Source organism: Streptomyces sp. NPDC046900, from assembly GCF_040644975.1.
Lineage (GTDB): Bacteria > Actinomycetota > Actinomycetes > Streptomycetales > Streptomycetaceae > Streptomyces.
This window is the reverse complement of record NZ_JBEYXD010000042.1, coordinates 54,900-74,660: the sequence shown is the minus strand read 5'-3', so window position 1 is coordinate 74,660 and position 19,761 is coordinate 54,900. Positions and strand designations below refer to the sequence as shown.

Annotated in this window: 15 protein-coding genes and 4 pseudogenes; 12 read left to right on the top strand and 7 right to left on the bottom strand. The window is 66.2% G+C overall.

The window, feature by feature from the left end; genetic code table 11:
• Positions 1-169 precede the first annotated feature (169 nt).
• The 5 genes from ABZ904_RS31475 to ABZ904_RS31455 all read left to right on the top strand — a co-directional run bounded on the left by ABZ904_RS31475 (position 170) and on the right by ABZ904_RS31455 (position 4,236).
• Entirely contained in the window at positions 170-490 is a 321-nt protein-coding gene (locus ABZ904_RS31475) for a multidrug efflux SMR transporter (RefSeq protein ID WP_359392433.1), read from the top strand.
• Complete coding sequence (locus ABZ904_RS31470; RefSeq protein ID WP_359392435.1) at positions 490-1,023, top strand: TetR family transcriptional regulator; 534 nt, start codon at positions 490-492, stop codon at positions 1,021-1,023. The genes ABZ904_RS31475 and ABZ904_RS31470 overlap by 1 nt, the downstream gene beginning before the upstream one ends.
• 97 nt (positions 1,024-1,120) lie before the next feature.
• On the top strand, positions 1,121-2,110 hold the full coding sequence (gene dapD, locus ABZ904_RS31465) for a 2,3,4,5-tetrahydropyridine-2,6-dicarboxylate N-succinyltransferase (protein WP_361827045.1): 990 nt from the start codon (positions 1,121-1,123) through the stop codon (positions 2,108-2,110).
• Positions 2,111-2,400: 290 nt separating this feature from the next.
• Positions 2,401-3,231, top strand: a complete 831-nt coding sequence (locus ABZ904_RS31460; RefSeq protein ID WP_361827042.1) for a maleylpyruvate isomerase N-terminal domain-containing protein — start codon at positions 2,401-2,403, stop codon at positions 3,229-3,231.
• 600 nt (positions 3,232-3,831) lie between these two features.
• The gene (locus ABZ904_RS31455; protein WP_361827039.1) at positions 3,832-4,236 is read left to right on the top strand and encodes a hypothetical protein; all 405 of its coding nucleotides are present in this window, start codon (positions 3,832-3,834) and stop codon (positions 4,234-4,236) included.
• A 650-nt stretch (positions 4,237-4,886) separates the two neighbouring features.
• Here the strand turns inward: ABZ904_RS31455 and ABZ904_RS31450 are convergent.
• The 3 genes from ABZ904_RS31450 to ABZ904_RS31440 all read right to left on the bottom strand — a co-directional run bounded on the left by ABZ904_RS31450 (position 4,887) and on the right by ABZ904_RS31440 (position 6,910).
• Positions 4,887-5,381 (bottom strand): hypothetical protein, encoded by a 495-nt coding sequence (locus ABZ904_RS31450; protein WP_360996870.1) that lies wholly within the window; start codon positions 5,379-5,381, stop codon positions 4,887-4,889.
• Positions 5,378-6,013, bottom strand: a complete 636-nt coding sequence (locus tag ABZ904_RS31445; protein WP_359392445.1) for a hypothetical protein — start codon at positions 6,011-6,013, stop codon at positions 5,378-5,380. Before ABZ904_RS31445 ends, ABZ904_RS31450 begins: the two co-directional genes overlap by 4 nt.
• Positions 6,014-6,739: 726 nt before the next feature.
• On the bottom strand, positions 6,740-6,910 hold the full coding sequence (locus ABZ904_RS31440) for a hypothetical protein (protein WP_359392447.1): 171 nt from the start codon (positions 6,908-6,910) through the stop codon (positions 6,740-6,742).
• Positions 6,911-7,681: 771 nt separating this feature from the next.
• Between ABZ904_RS31440 and ABZ904_RS31435 the strand changes: the two genes are divergently transcribed.
• Positions 7,682-8,209: an STM3941 family protein gene (locus ABZ904_RS31435; RefSeq protein ID WP_360996867.1), complete on the top strand. Its 528-nt coding sequence runs from the start codon at positions 7,682-7,684 to the stop codon at positions 8,207-8,209.
• 601 nt (positions 8,210-8,810) lie between these two features.
• Positions 8,811-9,075: pseudogene (locus ABZ904_RS31430) on the top strand (transposase); the annotation flags it as partial.
• A gap of 239 nt (positions 9,076-9,314) precedes the next feature.
• Here ABZ904_RS31430 and ABZ904_RS31425 read toward each other — a convergent pair.
• Positions 9,315-9,833, bottom strand: a complete 519-nt coding sequence (locus ABZ904_RS31425; protein ID WP_359392451.1) for a hypothetical protein — start codon at positions 9,831-9,833, stop codon at positions 9,315-9,317.
• 426 nt (positions 9,834-10,259) lie between these two features.
• Here ABZ904_RS31425 and ABZ904_RS31420 point away from each other — a divergent pair.
• A pseudogene (locus tag ABZ904_RS31420) lies at positions 10,260-10,496 on the top strand (tyrosine-type recombinase/integrase); the annotation flags it as partial.
• Positions 10,497-10,899: 403 nt separating this feature from the next.
• Here the strand turns inward: ABZ904_RS31420 and rph are convergent.
• Positions 10,900-13,497 carry a rifamycin-inactivating phosphotransferase gene (rph, locus tag ABZ904_RS31415; RefSeq protein ID WP_360996865.1) on the bottom strand — a complete coding sequence of 866 codons (2,598 nt, stop codon included), beginning with the start codon at positions 13,495-13,497 and terminating at the stop codon, positions 10,900-10,902.
• A 522-nt stretch (positions 13,498-14,019) separates the two neighbouring features.
• Here rph and ABZ904_RS31410 point away from each other — a divergent pair.
• On the top strand, positions 14,020-14,544 hold the full coding sequence (locus ABZ904_RS31410) for a hypothetical protein (protein WP_360996863.1): 525 nt from the start codon (positions 14,020-14,022) through the stop codon (positions 14,542-14,544).
• 190 nt (positions 14,545-14,734) lie between these two features.
• On the opposite strand, the pseudogene ABZ904_RS31405 reads toward ABZ904_RS31410, so the two are convergent.
• Positions 14,735-15,841: pseudogene (locus ABZ904_RS31405) on the bottom strand (ATP-binding SpoIIE family protein phosphatase); the annotation flags it as partial.
• A gap of 649 nt (positions 15,842-16,490) precedes the next feature.
• On the opposite strand from ABZ904_RS31405, the gene ABZ904_RS31400 reads away from it, so the two are divergent.
• The 3 genes from ABZ904_RS31400 to ABZ904_RS31390 all read left to right on the top strand — a co-directional run bounded on the left by ABZ904_RS31400 (position 16,491) and on the right by ABZ904_RS31390 (position 18,894).
• A complete protein-coding gene (locus tag ABZ904_RS31400; protein WP_359392457.1) occupies positions 16,491-17,432 on the top strand; it encodes a helix-turn-helix transcriptional regulator in 942 nt (313 codons plus the stop codon).
• 64 nt (positions 17,433-17,496) lie between these two features.
• Positions 17,497-17,775, top strand: a complete 279-nt coding sequence (locus ABZ904_RS31395; protein WP_359392459.1) for a tyrosine-type recombinase/integrase — start codon at positions 17,497-17,499, stop codon at positions 17,773-17,775.
• Positions 17,776-18,312: 537 nt separating this feature from the next.
• The gene (locus ABZ904_RS31390) at positions 18,313-18,894 is read left to right on the top strand and encodes a hypothetical protein (RefSeq protein WP_359392463.1); all 582 of its coding nucleotides are present in this window, start codon (positions 18,313-18,315) and stop codon (positions 18,892-18,894) included.
• A 165-nt stretch (positions 18,895-19,059) separates the two neighbouring features.
• On the opposite strand, the pseudogene ABZ904_RS31385 reads toward ABZ904_RS31390, so the two are convergent.
• Positions 19,060-19,545, bottom strand: a pseudogene (locus ABZ904_RS31385) (DUF4265 domain-containing protein).
• Positions 19,546-19,761: the final 216 nt, after the last annotated feature.

The following is a 19,761-nucleotide window of genomic DNA, read 5'->3' as shown; positions in this document are numbered from 1 at the left end:
CCGCGGGCGTCGAGGGCGAAGAAGTCCGTGATCGGCTCCCCCTCGACCGCGCCGCTTTCCGGCTTCTCGTGCTCAGGCCCGGACGTGGTGGGCCGGTCGGTGGGGGGCTTCGAAGGCCGGGCGGACGATGTGTGTACAGCCGTACGCATCGATGCGTACACTCGTACACATGGGATACGCCTTCCTGTCCGGGGCCATAGCCGCGGAAGTCGTCGCCACGACCGCCATGAAGTACAGCGAAGGCTTCAGCCGGCTCTGGCCCTCGCTGGTGACCCTCCTCGGCTACGTCCTCTCCTTCACGCTGCTCGCGCAGACCCTGAAGACCGTGTCGATCGGTACGGCCTATGCGATCTGGGCCGGGATCGGCACCGCGACCATCGCCGCCCTCGGACTGGTGCTGTTCGGCGAGGGGCTGGGACTCGCGAAGATCGCCGGGATCGTGCTGATCATCGGCGGGGTGGTGGTTCTGAACCTGGGAGGCGCGCACTGATGGCCCGCCGGTACGACCCCGAGCGGCGCCAGCGGATCATCGACGCGGCCATCCGGGTCGTGGCCCGGAACGGCATCGCCGGACTGAGCCACCGCTCCGTGGCCGCCGAGGCCGATGTGCCACTGGGCTCCACGACCTACCACTTCAAGACCCTCGACGAACTCATGGTCGCCGCGCTGCGACAGACGAACGAAGGCTTCGCCAAGGTGCTCGCCACCAGTGGCCTGGAGGACGGCGAGGGCGACCTGGCGGCCGACCTCGCCCGGGCCCTTGGAGAGTGGCTGGGCGGCGACCGCACGGGCGTCGAGCTGGAGTACGAGCTCTACCTCGCCGCCTTGCGCAGGCCCGCCCTGCGTCCCGTCGCCGCCGAGTGGACGGAGGAGACCGCCGAGCGGCTCGCCCGGCGCACCGACCCGGTCACCGCACGGGCCCTGCTCGCGCTGATGGACGGGATCTGCCTCCAGGTGCTGCTGACGGGGGCGCCGTACGACGAGCGGTACGCGCGGGAGGCGCTGGCACGGGTGATCGGCTGACCCGGCGCTCCCCGTGCTGCGCCGTACCCGGGCCCACCTGCCGAGACGCTCGCTCACCGGTTCGCCCGCGCAGGCCCCGCCACGTTAGGTTTCCCCTATGACCGACACGACTGCTCCCCGTACCACCGGTGCCGTGGCCGCCGGACTCGCCACGGTCGCCGCCGACGGCACCGTTCTCGACACCTGGTTCCCCGCGCCTGAACTGGCCGCCGAGCCGGGCCCCTCCGGCACCGAGCGGCTGTCCGTCGAGCGTGCCGTGGAGCTGCTCGGCGAAGGCGCCGCGAAGGCCATCGGCCCCGACCCCCGCCGGGGTGTCGAGGTGGTCGCGGTCCGCACGGTCATCGCCTCCCTCGACGAGAAGCCGATCGACGCGCACGATGTCTACCTGCGCCTCCACCTGCTCTCGCACCGCCTGGTCAAGCCGCACGGCCAGAGCCTCGAAGGCATCTTCGGCTTCCTCGCCAACGTCGCCTGGACCTCGCTCGGCCCGGTCGCCGTGGACGACGTCGAGACGGTACGGCTGAACGCCCGCGCCGAGGGCCTGCACCTCCAGGTGACCTCCATCGACAAGTTCCCGCGCATGACGGACTACGTCGCGCCCAAGGGCGTCCGTATCGCCGACGCGGACCGGGTCCGGCTGGGCGCGCACCTCGCCGAGGGCACGACGGTCATGCACGAGGGCTTCGTGAACTTCAACGCGGGCACCCTCGGCACCTCGATGGTCGAGGGCCGCATCTCGGCGGGCGTCGTGGTCGGCGACGGCTCGGACATCGGCGGCGGCGCCTCCACGATGGGCACGCTCTCCGGCGGCGGCAACGTCATCATCGCCATCGGCGAGCGCTGCCTGATCGGCGCCGAGGCGGGTGTCGGCATCGCGCTCGGCGACGAGTGCGTCGTCGAGGCCGGCCTGTACGTCACCGCGGGCACCCGGATCACCATGCCCGACGGCCAGATCGTCAAGGCCCGCGAACTCAGCGGCGCCTCCAACATCCTCTTCCGCCGCAACTCGGTCACCGGCGCTGTGGAGGCCCGCCCGAACAACGCGGTGTGGGGCGGCCTGAACGGGATCCTGCACAGCCACAACTGACCATCGGCGGCCGTGACCTGCGGCCGCCTCATCGATCATCGCTCCGAACTGCCGCTGAACTGTCGGCAGTTGTCGGTCGGTCACCATCGAGCGCCCTTCCACGGCCCCGGGAGGGCGCTCGGTGCAGTGCAGCCCTGTCGTGAGCACCGTATGCGGAGTTCGATCTCCATGGTTCCCGTGTGCCCAGGTCCGCGAAGGGTCTCGGGGCCGATCGCGGGTCTGACCTCGGGGTCTGGTCGAATGTCTCAACGTGTCGTTGTGGATACGACGAGATGAGGAAGATCATGGGTTTGTGGGACCTGCCGCCCATGGACGTGCGTTCGCTGTTGTGCGAAGAGCGAGCGGCGCTGCTGGTGCTGCTGGACCACCTGGACTCGTCGGCTTGGGATCAGTCCACTGTGTGTCCGGGCTGGTCCGTGAAGGACGTGGCGCTGCACATCCTGGATGATGACCTGGGTTGGCTGTCTCGTGGCCGCGACGGTGACCGTTCCGGGCTGCTGACGGGCTTCACCGATCATGAGTCCTTCATCATGGCCCTGCACGACAAGAACCAGCGGTGGGTGAAAACCACTCGCGTGCTTAGTCCGCGGGTTATCGGCACGCTCCTCGGGGTTGCCGGCACCGAGATGGATGCCTACTGGTCCTCCATGGACCTCATGGCCGAGGGGCGCGTCGCCTGGGCCAGCCCGCACCCCGTCCCGCTCTGGTTCGACATCGCCCAGGACCTCACCGAGCGCTGGGTGCACCAGCAGCAGATCCGTGACGCCGTCGATCGGCCAGGACTGCGAGACGAACGCTTCCTCGGCGCGGTGCTGCGGACCTTCCTGTGGGCGCTGCCCCTCCACTACTCACCGCTTGCGGGCCCGGATGCCGATCTTGTGATCCAGCTCAGCGGCGCCGGTGGCGGGTTCTGGCGACTGCAGCGGCGCCAGGGTCACTGGGATCTGGTCGAGTTGAGCTCAGCAAGCACCGTTGAGTCGCCGGCCGCGACGATCGAGATTGACACGGACTCTGCCTGGCGACTGCTCACGGGAGCATCCTTCGACCAGGATCGCCTCGTCCTGTCGGGCGATCAGGACCTGGCCGGTCATTTCGTCGGAGCCCGCGGGATCCTCATGTGAATCGTGCGGATACCTCGGGCCATGACAGGCTGATTGGTCCGTCATGTCGCTGCCCTTGGGTGGCCGGTCGTCGGGCTACGGTCTGATGCTCGTTGTATCCCTGGTTGTCTTGTTGACCTGCGGCCAACTGGTGTCGGTATCCCGCTGACCGCTCGTGCGGTATTCGGAGTTCCCCGTGGGTGCTCGCACGACCTCTTCGTCCCGAAGGAACTTGTGCGGATGGTCGACCATGGGTCGGTTGGCCTCTCACCTGCTGCAAGCGTCCACAGCCGTCCGCGCTCGTCCGCCGCTGTGCGTCGACGTGGTCACGCAGTTTTTTAGACACTCACCCCGGATGCGACCAGGCGCTTAGAAGGCGCACTTCCGGTTTGCCTGCAGTAGGCCGCTGACCTGGTCAGTCGTACGGCCTGGCGGAGCCTTGCATGCCGACTTCGACACGCATTCGACAGGACTGTTCTGGCCGCAGCGAGGTTGCCTGGCTCCCTCACCTGCTGGGCAGCTAACCTGGTCCAGTATGTCTGTGCCCATAGCTGATGTACTCAGGTGGAGCTGAGTAGTTGCGCTCTGGTCGGTGATGGGATGAGCGGAAACGCTTGGGTCATGCGTCATGGACGACTGATACCTGTTCGCCAGCCGTTGTCGATCCTCGTGCTGGCTGGGGTGTCGCTAGCAGCGTGGGCTGCCTGGCTGGGCTGGGACCAGCATCGTGACGTGCAACCCGATGGCACGACGACCGGTCCGTACGAGGCGTGGCAGGTGATCGGGCTGGTGCTTACCCTGCTGGCCCCGGTTTGCTGGGCGGCATCCCGGCGCTACATCGCAGGCGCTGTGCTCGGCACCACGGTCGGCCTCACCGTTGCTGCCTATTACGACTGGTCGGACGACTCCAGCGGCCTCTTCATGGTCGGCGTGGGGATGGTCATGATGGGGAGCCTCGTCGTGACCGCCATCGTTTCCGCCGTGATCGCCTCGGCGAGACGAGACGGACGGCGGATTGGAGCTTGACGGCGCGCTGCGCCGACCCCGACAGTCACTGCTGGTTTGGTGCGGCGACTACTCCGTTGCCGCCAGAGACACGAAACGCCCTGGAGGAAGATCCCCGCTGGGCGTCTTGATTGGTGACGTCCGGCAGGACTCGAACTTGTGGCCAAGCGTTTAGAAGATGCGGGCACACCCCAGTTGGCTGGACCAGCGGGTCCGCGGGGCTTCCGTGACAGGCTGCCGGGCGTTGTAGTCGTCCGCGCTCGTTGCCGTCAGCGTTGCCGTCACTGCCGTCCGGCCTCGATACGTGACCACCGCTTTACAAGTTCCCGCCTGGGGGTCTTCAGGCCGGGGGCTCGGGGCTTAGCCGTCGCTCGGGAAGTGCGCGGTGCTTCCCTTGATACGGCATCACTCCAGATCCGACGCAGATCTCGTCTGCGCCTCAGACGATGACATTCAGCTACGACGGCAGGTGCGTCAACCGATCAGGCGTGGGTCCGCCGTTGCGCCCTCTTCCGGCCTCAACCACGCTATCGGGGTGCGTCAACGACCCGAGCAACCCGCGACGGTCGACTCGTGGCCATGGGGTTGCGCTTTTCGGCGGTGCCGTACTCCGATGCCTGTACAAGCCGGGTGCCTCCCGACAGCGATGCCGGGAGTAACCCGCGTTGGTCTCACGTGGCGTCGATCTGCCAGGCAATCACACCAGTTGATCCCTCAACACCGTCAACGTCGATGCGGACCGTCCTGTCCGCGACGATGCGCTGCTGGACCACGGATTCATCGCACGGCACCGTAACTTCCTTGCCGACGCTCGCGGGCGCGAACTTCAACTGCGCGCTGCCGCTGCCGGCGCAGACCAAGTTGAGCCGGTAGGTCTTCCCCTTACCCAGTGCGGGCTCAGTGTGGATGCCGTCGGTCACGCGCTCCGCGCCGGCCTCGACCAGCGCCCCGTCGTGAACGGCGGCAAGGGCCGCCCGAGCCTGCTCGGTGAGCTTCTTCTCCGACGGCTCGGTTGCCGTTCGAGTCGAGCTCGACACAGGCGACGGTGAAGAGCTCGTGTCCTTACCCTCATCGTTGCCGGACGTAGTGCACGCGGTGATCAGGAACGCCGACAACAGGACGGTACCTGCGGCGAAGCGGGTCGCCCGTGGGCTCGAATGAATCATGTCGTGGTTTCCCAGTACTTCCAGCCGGTCTCGGATGTGGGCAGCGTCGCCGTGCCGTGGCCGATTTCGACGCCATCGCAGCCGTCACCAGTGGCCCGGTACTTTTTCCACGTCACCTTGTAGCCCCAGGAACCGTACTGCAGGTGCCCGTACTTACCCCGGGCGATGTTGCGCGTGTAGGTGTGTCCCGTCGCGACCGAAACGCTACCGGCGATCTTGTAAGTGATGGACGACTTGGCCGCTGCGACGACCAGATTCGCCTCGCCGGAGACCGTGCCGCTCACTTCTGCCGTGATGGTCCCTGTCTTGGTCACGCTGACGGTCATGGATCCGCCTGGACCGTCTTTGTACTTGGTGCCGTTCCACCATGACGGCACGTGGTAGGCCTTCTTCGACGTGATACTGATCCACGTCGAGGGGCCATCGCACCGATAGGGATCTATCTGGTGAACCGGCTGCTCAGTGTCGTCCTCCCAGCCCAGTCGGTCGTTAATTTCCTGCGTCTGGTCGGCTGCTACGGCCGTGTCGTCAGCCGGTACTTCCGCAGCGACGGCAGTACCCACATTCCCAAAGCAGAGAAGCAGCGCAGCAGTGGCAACGCCGGTCACAGCGCGCCGAGAGCTGATGCCCATGTGACACCTTTCCGGCGGACCGCCCCCGTGGCGATCAAGCACTTGAACACTACGTATGAGGCATGTACGCGACAAGCTCTTGATCCATGTTCTGAGTGAAAATTGAGCATGGAATCAGTCGCTCCAGCCGCGACGTGCCCTTCCGGTGGCCTGCCCGAGCAGCCCCGTTCTGCCCCCTCCTCGACAACGCGGCAAATGTGCGTGCCAGGGGCCGACTCTCCGACAGGATCCGAGACGCCCTCGACAGGGGCTGGCACCTCACCGACACTGATCGGCGTGGGTCGCGCGGCAATGGCGGCATCTTGATCGGCTGCTGGGCCCTCGCCGACTCAGCCACCGAACTTGGGTGAAGGTCGGCCACGCACTCCGGGCTGATCGTGGCTGTGCGGGAGACTCACGACCACTGCTTTGTAAGGGCGGGCGTACGGGTAGCCCTGGCGCCCGGGTCATACGAGCTCTAGCAGCAGCCCAAGTCGCTCACACATCTCCACTGTGGCGAACCGCCGTTGACCGTGATTGACCGCACGATGTGGCACGACTGTGGCACGTTGCGAGCGACCGAGCGCTTAGAAGGGCCCCGCGTGCTTCTGCGTCGACAGGGCTCTAACCTGCGGCGGAGTGGCCGTGCACGGGGTCTCTGCGGGCTACGTCGACACGTATTCGACAGGATGCCAGTCCTGTGGCTTCCCCTCGATCGGGTATGCGAAGGGCGTGCAGGGGCTGGTACTAGAGACCTCGATAGATCAACCAGCCACCGATGATGAGTAGTGCTGGTGACCCCAAGATCCACAGGAACCTGCCGATGTTCTCCATCGGGCCGTTCATGACCTTGGTTGCCACGGCGCCGAGAAGCGGCAGACCCAAGACGACGATCAATATGCCGACGATCAATTTCATGGGGTGCCTCCGGGCCGTCAGACCAGCGTGTGGGTGGAGCGTAGCGGCGGCTGCGTCACGTGTACCCAAGGTTGGCGGAGGGGCTTTGGGCTGGAGTTTCAATGACCAGTCAAGCGCCCCAGTCTGGAGCGTGGAGCACTAGTTTGGAAGGTTCCGTATGCGGACGCCCAGCCGAGCTGGGACGTCGTTGACCTGCGGCGGAGTGGCTGTCTCACTCCGATTCCCCGTGGTTCCCCGCTAGGCCCCGACTGATCGGGCACGCATGGGGCACGAGGACTCAACGTGAGTGAGCAGAGCGCGTGGTCGGTGGAGCTCGGCAACGCTCAGGATCAGTCGTCCTCGATGTACTCGGGAGCCGGTGACCACGACGGGGGCAGTTCATCGTCGGGCTGGCCGAAGACGCGGCGAGGGTAGCGATCGTGCCACCAGTGGATGTCAGGGAGCGAGCTCGCCGGCAGATGCCTGCCGGCCTGGCCCCACGCGAGAAGGCCCTACCCGGCCCGGGATCGGCCAACAGCGTCAACTCCCCGCACCGCCGACGGCACTTGCGAGGTAGGTCGGCTACTCGGCTGACCTGGGGAACTGCTCTGCTGGCGATGGGGCGTTGTTCTTCCCGCCCTCCGCCGAGATTCCCCCTGGCTCCCCGCTCGATCTGGCACGGTTGTGGCATGGGACCGCTTCGGTGGATAGCGGCAGACGGGACGGCCACGGTACCGCGCGGTCTGCGAAAGGCTTCCGCTGACGAGGGCTCTGGTCCTATCGTCTGAGCCCATGATCAGAAACGGCGCTCCACTGCCCCCGACGGTCTACCCGCTCGCCAAGGGGCGTGTGTGGGCCATGTTGGCTGGCTCTCTGCTCTTCGTCGCTCTGGGCATCGTTTTCCTGGTCGCCCACAGCACCGCGAAGATGACTGTGGCGGGGGCGCTGGCCGTGCCCTTCTTCGGGTTCTGCTCGTTGATCATCATCCAGCGCCTGCTCCGCGACCGACCGGAGCTGGTGCTGGACGACGCGGGAGTGGAACACGTGAGGCTGGGCCGGTTCGGCTGGGACGAGATAGCCGCCGTGCGGATACGCGAGCAGCGGGTTCGTAACACCTCGCAGCGGTTCATTGAGCTGGTGCTGCACGACCCGGACGCCTATCTGGCTCGAGCACCCAAGCTCGTCCGCAGCACCGCGTCCATGAACGCACGACTCGGCTTCGGTCCGGCCAACATGGCCACGAACACCTTGCCGGTGCCGCCTGAGGCGGTCCTGGACGCGATGCGGCGCCACCACCCCGGACTCGCAGTACAGCACTGAGCGCCCCCGTTGCCCGACCGGCGCCGGCACTTTGCCAGTACCACGCGCGGCTGTCGAGCGTCGCGGCCGTCCGCCGTCGTTGGCGTCAGCGCTGCCGTCACTGCGGTCGGCCGCAGCTTCTGTGACCGATGCTGTGGGCCTTGAGTCCGTACGAGGATGCCATCTTCAACGAGCGGCAGGTTGCCCTTGCTGCTCGCGGAACTTGATCGGCTTCCCGAAGCCTACGGTGGCATCTGGGTAGACCAGGTCGAGAGCTGTGCACCATCGTTCAGAGCGGAACGCACCGGTATCTCTGGTCCGTCGGCGACTGAGCGATCCAGACAACCGTCGTGCTGAGGAGGAACCGTCCCTGAGGTCAGATGGCCTGGGCGCCTTCACCGTGCCGGATACGGTCGAGCAGGCTCTGATGGTGGGTGGCCAGGCCCCCGCCGGGGACAGGGACAGGGCTGCCCGACAGCGTGTACCACTCGTCGGCGCCGGTGTACTGGACGCTGACGTGCGCGGTGCGCCCGTCGTCCCCGAGGGTGGTGTGGACGGTGAGGTCACATGACGCCGACCTCGTCGGTCATCGCGCCGCCCGGGCCAGCGGTGACGTCAGGGAAAGCTCCACGCCGACAAGGGATACGACTACGACCACCTGCGGCGATGGTTACGCAAGCGGGGCATCACACATCGCATTGCCCGCGAGGGCATCGAGACCGACCCGCTTGGGCCGGCACCGATGGACCGTAGAACGCACGATGTCCTGGCTTGCCGGATGCAGATGCCGACGACTGCACCGCCGCTACGAGCGCAGAGCCGAGCACTTCCTCGCCTTCACCAGCATCGCCTGCACCCTCATCTGCTACCGCAGGCTTACCAAATGAGGTGACTTCTTAGGAGCGACGGTTGGGTAATCTGGGGTGTGACCTGCGGGTTCCCTACCTTCGACGTATCCGGTAGCGCGTACTCCTGTGCACCCCGATTCCCCGGGAGTCCCTGCGTGTTCTGGCACGCGAGTGGCGCGCTTTCGTAGAACCAGAGCCTGGCTTCGCGGGTGGCTGCGGCAGCCCCTCACGGCCTCACCTGGGCTGCGAGTAGTACTCGGGGTGCCCCCGCCCTCGCGTCAGCGACGCGCTTTCTTCATTCGCTTATCGAACCGGCCGATGAGCTTTGCGTCGAAATGGGCGAACCGCTCCGGGTCGTTGTCGACTAGTTCCAGAGCGATCCTGGCCATGTCTGCGCGACCTGTCGCGTACTCCTGATAGAGCGACCAGATCCCCTCTCGGGCTGCTATCTGGCAGTCCACTTCAATCTCTGGCGCACCGGCCTCGACTTCGGTCCAGTACGATTCTCCGCCCACGCAGCGTATTAGGTAGGTGAGCAATTTGATGCGCAGCGTATCGCTTAGATCTTCGCTGAGGGCCGCCATGATTAGCGATGTGACGGGCGCTGCCACCTCGAAAAGAAGCGACTGGTTGTAGACGTGCCCTTCTAGGGACGACTGTGCAAACTCAGCTGGGGTTCTGGCTTCGAGCAAATTGGCAAACGTCTTAGGGATATGGGTGCCTGTCTTGCCGCAACCGCAACGCAGGGAAGCCCAATCAACCCGCTCGGCCTGAATCAACGATGGCCTGATGCTCATGCCTGCACTCCCGGTGTGCCTTCGGGCCATGGCAGGGACGGCGTGTAGCGCCCTTAAGCGGTCCCCATCCCACGGTGGACGCAGCGTATCGCGCCGTACTTGGCGCGGCTCTGCCGCCGGCCTCCGAGGGCTGGAGTGGAACAGGGTTAGTTCTTCTGCAAGTGGGTTACGGCTACGCGGACGTGGGGCTCTAGGGCTGGATGCAGCTTCGACCTGCGAAGATGCCGTGGCCACCTATCCCACACATCGTGGAGCGGGCGTGGTTCCTGGCGTCCAGGTGGAGCGCGCCACTGTACGTACGACCTGGACGCCAGGGGCCGCGTCTGCTCGACTCTGCCTGGGTCGATGGCAGATGGGATGGGAGCTCCCCGCGCACGCCACTCTCCGGCCGGCACTCGCGAACGGCGCCCCGTCATCCCCCTCGGACGCGAGAACCGCGTGCACGCCCTCCGCCACTTCTACGCGTCCGTGCTCCTGGACGCGGGGGAGAGCGTCAAGGCCGTGAGCGAGTACCTGGGCCACCACGACCCGAGCTTCACAATGCGCACTTACACCCACCTGATGCCGAACAGCGAGGCGCGCCCCCACGCCGCCGTCGACCGCGTCTTCCGGGACCCGGACAACGCCGATGACGGCCCCGAAACGGCCCATGGGGCCAGTTGAGCCCCTGACCTGTAACTCATTCAGAACAGCCACAACTGACCACCGGCGGCCGTGACCTGCGGCCGCCTCGTCGATCACCGCTCTGACCTGCCGCTGAACTGTCGGCAGTTGTCGAGGTCGGTCACCATCGAGCGCCCTTCCACGGCCCCAGGACGGGCCGGGAGGGCGCTCGTGCGGTGAGGGAGACAACCGCCTTGCAAGGGCGGACGTGATCGGCGGCATGGCACTCCAGGTCAGTCCGGCTGGAGCGGCAACCCAGGCGAACGGCTCATCTCAGCTGCGGCGAGCCGTCGTTGACCGTGGTTGACCACACGATGTGGCACGGCTGTGGCAGGCCACTGCTTCGCCCCGAGAGCGTTGTTCAGCCGGAAGCTACGGATGCGGCTTCTCGGTGTGTGGTCGGTCAAGGCAGGGTCTCGACGTACCCGTCGGTTCCGTGCACGCGGATCCGCTGTCCGTCCCGGATCAGCCGGGTGGCCTGCTCCACGCCCACGACGGCCGGCAGGCCGTACTCCCGGGCGATCACCGCGCCGTGGGTCATCAGGCCACCCACCTCCGTCACCAGGCCCGCGACTGCGACGAACAGCGGCGACCAACTGGGGTCCGTGAAGGTCGTGACCAGGATGTCGCCCGCTTCGAGATCGGCCTCCGCCATGTCGAGGATGACGCGGGCCCGTCCCTCGATGGTCCCGGCGGAAACCGGTAGGCCGATCAGGGCGCCAGCCGGCACGTCGTCGCGCCGGTACGCCCCGGTCAGGGCCTCACCATCCGATGTGAGCACCCGGGGCGGAGTGAGCGCGTGGTACGACCGGAACGCGTCCTTGCGCTGCTGGATGAGCTGGTCATCCACCTGGTTCGAGCGCACGGCGTCGTGGAGTTCCTGGAACGTGAGGTAGAAGATGTCCTCCTTCTCAGTAAGCACCTCGGCCTGCACGAGGCGGTCGGCCTCCGCCAGCAGGGCCTGCTTGTAGACGAAGTAGCGGCTGATGATTCCGTACTTCGGGTACTCCCGGTACCCGATGAAGGTTCTGACCCGGTCGATCATCCGCTTGGTCTCGTCGGCTTTCCGGTCCCCGTCCGGCTGGGCCCGCAAGCGGGACAGCACGTCCTGCTCCTTCTTCTGCGCCTTCTGCCTTCCTTGCTCGAAGCGCCGCTCGGCGGCGCCCGGCTCGAAGTTCCTGACGTTGTCGAGGATCACGGGCACGAGCGTGGTGGGGCGCTCGCGCCAACGTGGCCTCGTGATGTCGATCTCGCCGACACAGCGCATGCCGTACCGGTCGAGGTAGGCCTCTATGGCGTCGCGCGCTTCGGTCCCGCCCGCGAGCTTCGCCAGCTCGTCCAGGAAGCCCTCGTCCTCGACGTCCTGCAGGAACGCCACCACCTCCGGCTGCGGGCGGATCACGTCCGCGACGTCGAGCAGCGCCAGTCCCATCTCCGAGGTGACGTTGTCGGGGGCGGACAGCGTGAGCGTGTCAGCCGCGTTCTTCTCGCCCAGCCACTCCTGCAGCGTGTCGTTGAGCCACCACGTGGCCTCCATCCCCGCCATGATCGCCTGAATGTTCAGCGGATCACCGAGGACCCGCTTGTGCTCCTCGAAGGCCTCCAGCAGGAAGTCGAACAGCGCCGGTCCGGTCTTCGTCCGGATGTCGCGCTCCAGGGCGGCGATGGACGCCTGACTGCGCTCGATCAGCTCGGTGACGATGGCCGGATCGGTCTCGATCGGGGCGGACGCGCCTCTGGCCGGCGGCCCGCCGGGACCCGCGTCCGGGAGCGACGGGACGAAATCGTCGCGGTCGAGGACGGTCTCCAGAGCGTCCCTGACCAGCGGATCGCCTCTCCCCATGGCGTCCAGGAGGCCGGCGCGGCCCGCGGGCGAGGCCAGGCGCCGGGTGACGTCGACGAACAGCCTCCCGCCCGCCTCGTGCATCGGCACCATGGCCGTCAGCTGCCACATGGAGAACCCCAGAGGCTTCATGGGGTCGGTCATCATCTGCCCATGGCCTACGGAGACGTAGACGTGATTCTCCTGGTCGCCGGCCTCGGGAATGGGGAACAACGTCGTGATCGGCCGGCTCTGGACGATCCGGAAGCCATCATCGACCAGGCACCACTCGATGTCCTGCGGGCGACCGAAGTGCGCTTCGATCCGCCGCCCGAGCTGCACGAGCTGCACGACCTGCGCATCCGTCAGCGCCGGCTGCTCCTGCCGCTGCGAGTCGATCGCCACTTCCTGCGTACCGCCGGCCGGCAGGGCGTGAACGGCACGCTGTTTGGCGGCGATCGCCTTGGCGACGACTTCGCCCTGTCGCACCTTGAAGACGTCCGGGTTCACCAGGCCGGAGACCAGGGCCTCGCCGAGGCCGAAGCCGGCGTCCACGGTGGCGACCTTCCGGTTGCCCGTGACGGGATCGGCCGTGAACAGGATGCCGGCCGCATGCGGAAAGACCATCTGCTGCACGACCACGGCCATGTGGACCGTACGGTGGTCGATGCCGTTCCGCCGGCGGTATGTCACGGCCCGCTCGGTGAACAGCGAGGCCCAGCACCGGCTGACGTGCTGGAGGATCGCTGCCGGCCCCACGACGTTCAGGTACGTGTCCTGCTGGCCGGCGAAGGAGGCCGTCGGCAGGTCCTCTGCCGTCGCGCTGGATCGGACGGCGTAGGCGGCTTGCTCGCCGAGCCCGGCGAGTGCGCGGGTGATCGCCGCCGCGAGATCGCCCGGGATGGCAATCCCCTCGATGGTCCGGCGAATGTGCGCGCTGAGCGTGCGGATCGCCTCCCGGTCGTCCGGGTCCAAACGCGACAGCTGATCGAGCCGACCGTCGATCGACGGCGCTTCCGCCATGATCCGCCGGAAGGCGTCCGTCGTCACGCAAAAGCCCCCCGGCACGCGGATGCCTTCGATCCGCGACAGCTCGCCCAGGTGCGCGGCCTTGCCGCCGACGACGGCGACCTGCGTCTCGTCAACCTCTTGAAGACCCAACACGTACTGCTTGATCATTGCGATACCTCCGAGGCAGCCATGCCCCGTTGCACTGCGGTGGCCGATCGAATCACCGGCGCCTCCAACTCTGTCGAACCTCTTGTCGGGCGCGTCCTCATCTCTGGTTGCCTTCCCATCGATGAGTCGGCCGTCCGCTCAGCGCTCTCGGGCGGCGCGCACCCCGCACCCCGCACCTCCGCGCCGAGCGCCCGCAACCCCCGTACGCCGACGACGACACACGCACGTCGTGCCCCCGTTTCCGCAGGTTGTGGGCTCGGCCGACGATTGTGCGCCGTGACCCGGGTCTTGCGGCAAGCCCCCCAGGGCGCTATACGTTGAGAGTGGCAAGGAGAGGGCTCTCCTTGCCTTTGCTTTTTTTGCCGTCCAATGAAATTGGCAAGCTTCTCGCGTAGCGGTGGCGCGCCGCGTACGGGTACGCGTCGTTGGCCCTGACGGATCTCCTCCTGCGCGTCACCCAGCCTCAGTGCCGGTGGCCTCGGCGCTTGTATGGGCGCGGTGCGGCGCGGATAGCCTCTGGCCATGCCGAGCTTCGAGATCACACCGATAGGTACGATCCGGGACAACCGGACGGATGTCCAGTACACGGACAACTGGGGTGCCGTCCGCAGCACGATCACCATCGATGAGCGCTTCGGCGAGGCATGCCTCCAGGGTCTGCAGGGCTTCTCCCACGTGGAGGTCCTCTTCGTCCTCGACCAGTTCCCGGAACAAGACGATTACCGCGAACCCCGTCCCTACCGCGGCCGCTCCGACCTCCCGCCCGTCGGCGTATTCGCCGGCCACGGCCCCCGCAGGGGCGAGCTGACCGATTGGGTCGAGCTCCGGCTTGCGGAAACGGATCAAGCCGAGACGCATATGATCACTGCCGCCCGTGAGTGGCTGACTGTCGCGGGTGACCGAGAGGCCGAGGCCCAGTACTTCGACCGTTGGCTTCACGACATCCTCGGGTACGAGCGTCAGGCTCCGCCCCAGGCCTGGTCCACGATCTTGAAAACCGTCGTGGCGCGAGTCACCGTGGGTTCAAATTCCACACCCACCGCGTAGGTGAACGGCACCTGACCAGGCGAGACGGTCAGGGGGCCGTTGCGCTGAGTGGTGCCCGCTCGGCACCGTGGTTCCCCGCGGTGTCCCGCACGATCGGGCACGGATGGGGCACGGGAGCCTTCTGATCCGTAGCTCTATGCGGATCGGACCAATGTGGAGCGAAAACTCCACCTGCGGGACAAATAGGAAATCAGGAAAGGTTTTGCTCGACCCAGACGAGTTTCCCGTCCAATGCGGAGCGAAAGCCCCACCTGCGGGACAGATGGGCGATCAAGGACAGGCCACGGCCGTTCTCGTCGTCGATGCGCGCATGGCGCAGGCGCGGGTAGCAGTTTCCCCTGTCAAAGACTTCGCAGGTCAGGACTTGGTGCTGGATGAGTCGCAGCCGGATAGGGCCGTCGCCGTGGTCGATGGCGTTGGTGAGCAGTTCACTGACGACCAGCTCCGTGGTCGGCACCAGATGCTCCAGCCCCCATTCGCTGAGCTGACGGGCAACCTCGTGCCGGGCGGTGCGAACGACGGCTGGCTCGGGCGGCAGGTCCCAGGAGGTGATCTGGGCCGTGTTGAGTACACGGAGCCGGACAAGGAGCAAGGTGACGTCATCGAATAGTGTTTGAACCGGCACGGTTTCCATCACCGAGGAGCACAGGTCCTCCAAGGACTGATAAGGCTGCGCCAGGGCGGCGGCCAGTCGCTGCATGCCGACGTCGATGTCCTGGTCGCGGGACTCGACCAAGCCGTCCGTGTAGAACGCGAGCCGGCTTCCCTCGGGCAGCTCCACTTCCATGGTCTCGAAGGGAACCAGCCCGAGGCCGAGGCCAAGCGGCGCACCGGACGGCAGGTCGGGGAAGGTGACCTGCCCCTGCGGATCGATGATCGCGGGCGGCGGGTGCCCGGCCAGCGCTATAGCGCACCGCCCCGCGACGGGGTCGTAGACGGCGTACAGACAGGTCGCGCCGACCACCAGCGGGGCCTCGTCCAGGACGTCGTCATCTTCCTCGGTCATGCGCTGGACGCTGTCATCGAGGTGGGTCAGTAGTTCGTCGGGGGGCAGATCCAGGTCCGCGAGCGTGCGGACGGCGGTTCGGAGCCTACCCATGGCCGCCGCGGCGTCAATGCCGTGTCCGACCACGTCTCCGACGACGAGGGCCACCCGGGCACCGGACAGCGGGATCACATCGAACCAGTCGCCCCCCACTCCAGCGTCCACGTCAGCCGGCAGGTAGCACGAGGCCACCTCCACGGCGTCGCCGCCCCTCAAACGGTGTGGGAGCAGGTTGCGCTGCAGCGCGAGGGCTATTGCTGCGTCGGATATCTCGCGGGTTTTCGGTGACTCAACGAGTGCTGTCTGGTGAGTGCTCGTCATTCCAGGTCCTATCAGGTATGGGGCGTAGGTGCGAGGAGAAGCCGATCGTCAGGATGTCGGCCGGCGTCGCGTGGCGACTTGCCCGCAACCAGCCCACCAACCGGGGATTCGCCATGGTTGGCAAGGTCTGCGGGATCGTGTCCTGCGGGCCTTTGTGCCGGCCTGCATTACCAGAGAACCAGCCGGAAAGGCATCTGGGGGCGGTCCAACAGGCATCCCTCGGCCAGGGCCTACTGACCCAGGTACCGGCAGGCCCCCTTTCCCATCGCCGAGCATCCGGTTCCACCGGCTGTGTGACCCTGACGCCCTCGGATATTCCTCAACGGCCCACGTCCGAAATCACGCATCAGGACATTGAAACAATTTCGAACCGTTTTTTCGCCGAGCTCATATTCGCAAGATTCCTATTTGCTTGACGTCGCTGGCCGATCTGACGGAAAGCGGGCACTCGTCCCCCTTTGGGGTTGTCGTGCGACTGCTCTAAAGGCCCTCTTTCTCGCTGAAAGAGAGACGGTAATGTGACCACGCCTTTCTACGGTGTGTCTTGCTGGGCTTGCACATGGAGAGCTAGCCTCAAGGTATGGCTACGTCGTCGTCTGGTTCAGGTGGCAACAAGGAGCTGAGCGATTTTCTGCGTTCGCGGCGCGCCCGGGTGACTCCTGAACAGGTCGGGGTTATGGCCGGGGCGAGTCGCCGCGTCCCGGGACTCCGCCGTGAGGAAGTCGCGCTGATAGCAGGATTGAGCGCCGACTACTACATCCGTCTGGAACGCGGGCGGGTGGGCAACGTCTCAGAAGCAGTGTTGGATGCCGTGGCCCGGGCCCTGCGACTGGATGACGTCGAGCGTGTGCACCTGTTCAACCTCGCCAGGCCGCGGTCCGTGGCCAGACTGAGCCGGCCCGCGGTTCCGCGGAGAGTGCGTCCCGGGGCGTACGCACTGCTCGAGGTTCTCCGGGATACCCCTGCCATGATTCTGGGCGATCGCATGGACGTCCTTGCCCTCAATCGGATGGCCCGCGCCATGTTTGTCGATTTCGAGGCCGTGCCGGCCAGCGACCGCAATTTGGCGCGATTCGCATTTCTCGATCCCGTGGCACGTGAACTGTTTCTCGACTGGGACAACGCTGCCCGGATGATCGTCACAGGTTTGCATCTGTACGCGGGTCGCAATCCGGACGATCCGCACCTGGCCGAGCTGATTAGTCAGCTGTCAGCCGCAGACGAAGACTTTCGCCAGTGGTGGGTCGAGCACGACGTGGAAGAGTTCTCCTACGGCACCAGACACCTCTGGCACCCACTGCTCGGCGAAGTCACTTTGGAGTACGAGAACCTCAGCTTTCCCGGTGACCCGGGCCAGTGGTTGTGCGTGGATACGGCTCAACCCGGCTCGCCGTCTTCCGAAGCCTTGCGGATCCTCGCCGGCTGGATCTGTGGCCTGGACACCTCGGTACACGCAGGTTCCGCAAGCAGTTCTGGGCAACTGTCGGACCGTCAACTCCAAGTTCACCGGGACTGGGGATGAGACCACGCGTTGTTCGGGAGCTCTCTTCGACAAGGCTCCGAAGTCGGATGCCGGTGTCCGGCCGGTGGCCTTCCCGACTGAACTCCTGCCGGACGTGAAGCGGCACCTCGATGCCTACTCCGGGTTCGGCCGAGACGGTCGCGTCTTCCTCGGGCCCCGGGGCGGTCGGCTCCGTCGCAGCAACTTCCGAGACGACTGGATCAAGGCCAGGAAGAAGGCGGGGATCACGGCAGACGTGCACTTCCACGATCTGCGACACACCGGGAACACCCTCGCCGCGTCCGGCGCGAGCCTGCGTGAGCTGATGACCCGGATGGGCCACAGCACGCCCCGGCGGCGCTGATCTATCAGCACATGGTCAACGGCCGCGACCGAGAGATCGCCGATCGCCTCGGCTCGATGATCCGCGAGACTCGGGGCGACGTGGACTCTTAGCGGACTTTCTGGCACGCGAGTGGCACGGCTGTGGTCATGCGTAAGGGCCAGTTCGAGGGGATCAAGCCTCTGAACTGGCCCTTCATCGTGTGCCCCCGGCAGGATTCGAACCTGCGACACCCGCTTGAGGAGAGCAGTAGGCACGTGGCCTCTTCGTCCCGAACCGTCAACACCACGACCGCTTGGGTCTGCACGCCTGGCTCAGCCGGGCACGGTCATGACGTGACAGCGGATAGGCCGCGAATACGGGATCGTCCGGGCATATGATCGGCCGGTGGCGGCGCGGGATGGTGACGGTGCGGATCCGATGGCAGACCTGACGCGTGAGCTGCGTCGGCCCGCTCGAAGGGCACGGCGCACTCAGCGGCGGCTGGGTTCCCGAGGAGCCCCGGGTCCCGTAAAGGCGTCGTATGCCCGTCGACGGATGCTACGAGGGTTGTGTGTCGTGTCGTCCCTTTGGGCGGCGATCGTGTTTGTCGACGCGGGGCTGATTCGATCCCACGTGCTCAAGGGCACATACACGGGGATCTCTACCTTGGCTGGTGTCATTGCCGGCCCCATCCTGATCGCGATCTGGTACGGATTCGCGGGTCGACCATCCATAGTCGTCCAAGGCGGTCGGTACTTCGTCTCCGCCAGGACCATGACCGGGGTACGCACGCTTCGTTTGGACGACTTGGTCAGCGTGCGCCGCTACACCTCGATTGCTCGCGTCGGTTACATCGACGAACTGCACATGCGGGACGGGAAGCAGGTCCGTCTTACCGTCGACAACAAACATCCGGTCAGTACGCAGGTTCGCCAGGCCATCCGGCGTGCGGAATCACGTCCTGGTTGCGCGATCGCGGTGACCCGTCACGCCCGCACCGGTCTTGGTCTGGAGCCGCGCTCCCGCCTCCCCGAAGGAGTGCACAGGTTTTGGGCATTCTGGATGATGATGGCGTCGTTCGGCATACCCGCCCTGGTCGGCTATGTGACGGCCTGCATCCTCGCGGGCACCAGCATCTTGGGAACACCGGGACACTGAGCCGGTAGCCACACCGGGCTGGACGACAAGCGCGGTCGGTGGTTGCAAGGGCTCAAGGCCGGCCCCTTTTACCGCCAAGGCCCTTGTGCGTACACCTTTGTTGCCGTCATCCGCTGCTGCCGACCGTCTGATCGGGCACGCAAGGGGCACCGCGACCTTGAGGTGTCAGCGAGCCTCGGTAGTCCGCCAAGCATCCGTGATGCAGCCCTCCTCCATGTGCCACCACTCCTTATCGACGCCGTGTTGAAGGAGACGCTTGATCTTGCCGAGATCCGCTTCCGGCGGGATGTCGAGGGACACCATGCGGAACTGCTCGATGCCCTCACCGCCGGCGCCCAACTTGTTGAAGGCGTTGAGCACGCTCTGTCGGGCCGCCGCCGAGCCGCTGTCGCGGAGCACGATCAAGCGGATGGTGCAGTTGTCCGAGGGCCGGACCACCTTGCCTGCCTAGCTGACTCCCTCGTCGTCCATGGACGTCTCAACGATGTCGCCGATGGCGACACCCCGGACAAAGAAGGGTGTGTTCGCCAACTCGACTTCCCCGTTGCCCCGGTCGATGGCCCAGAGACTCTCCACTCCGGCCGGGGGCCAGTCGTTCTCGATCTCAAGGCGAAAGTGCACCTTCACGTGCTCAGGGCCAGGCTCAGTCATGCCAGACAGCATGCACAGACGTGGTGACGCTCCGGTAGACGGGTCCCCAGCTTGGAAGACGAGTGATACGGGTGCGGGTTGACCCGCGAAGCGTCTGACCTGGGCCTAGGTCCCACCGGTGCCGCCGTTCCCCTGCTGTTCCCCGGTCGATCGGGCGCGCAGCGGGCACGCGCTACTGTCGGCATCATGGCCATCCTGGTGTCCGGCCATCGCCCC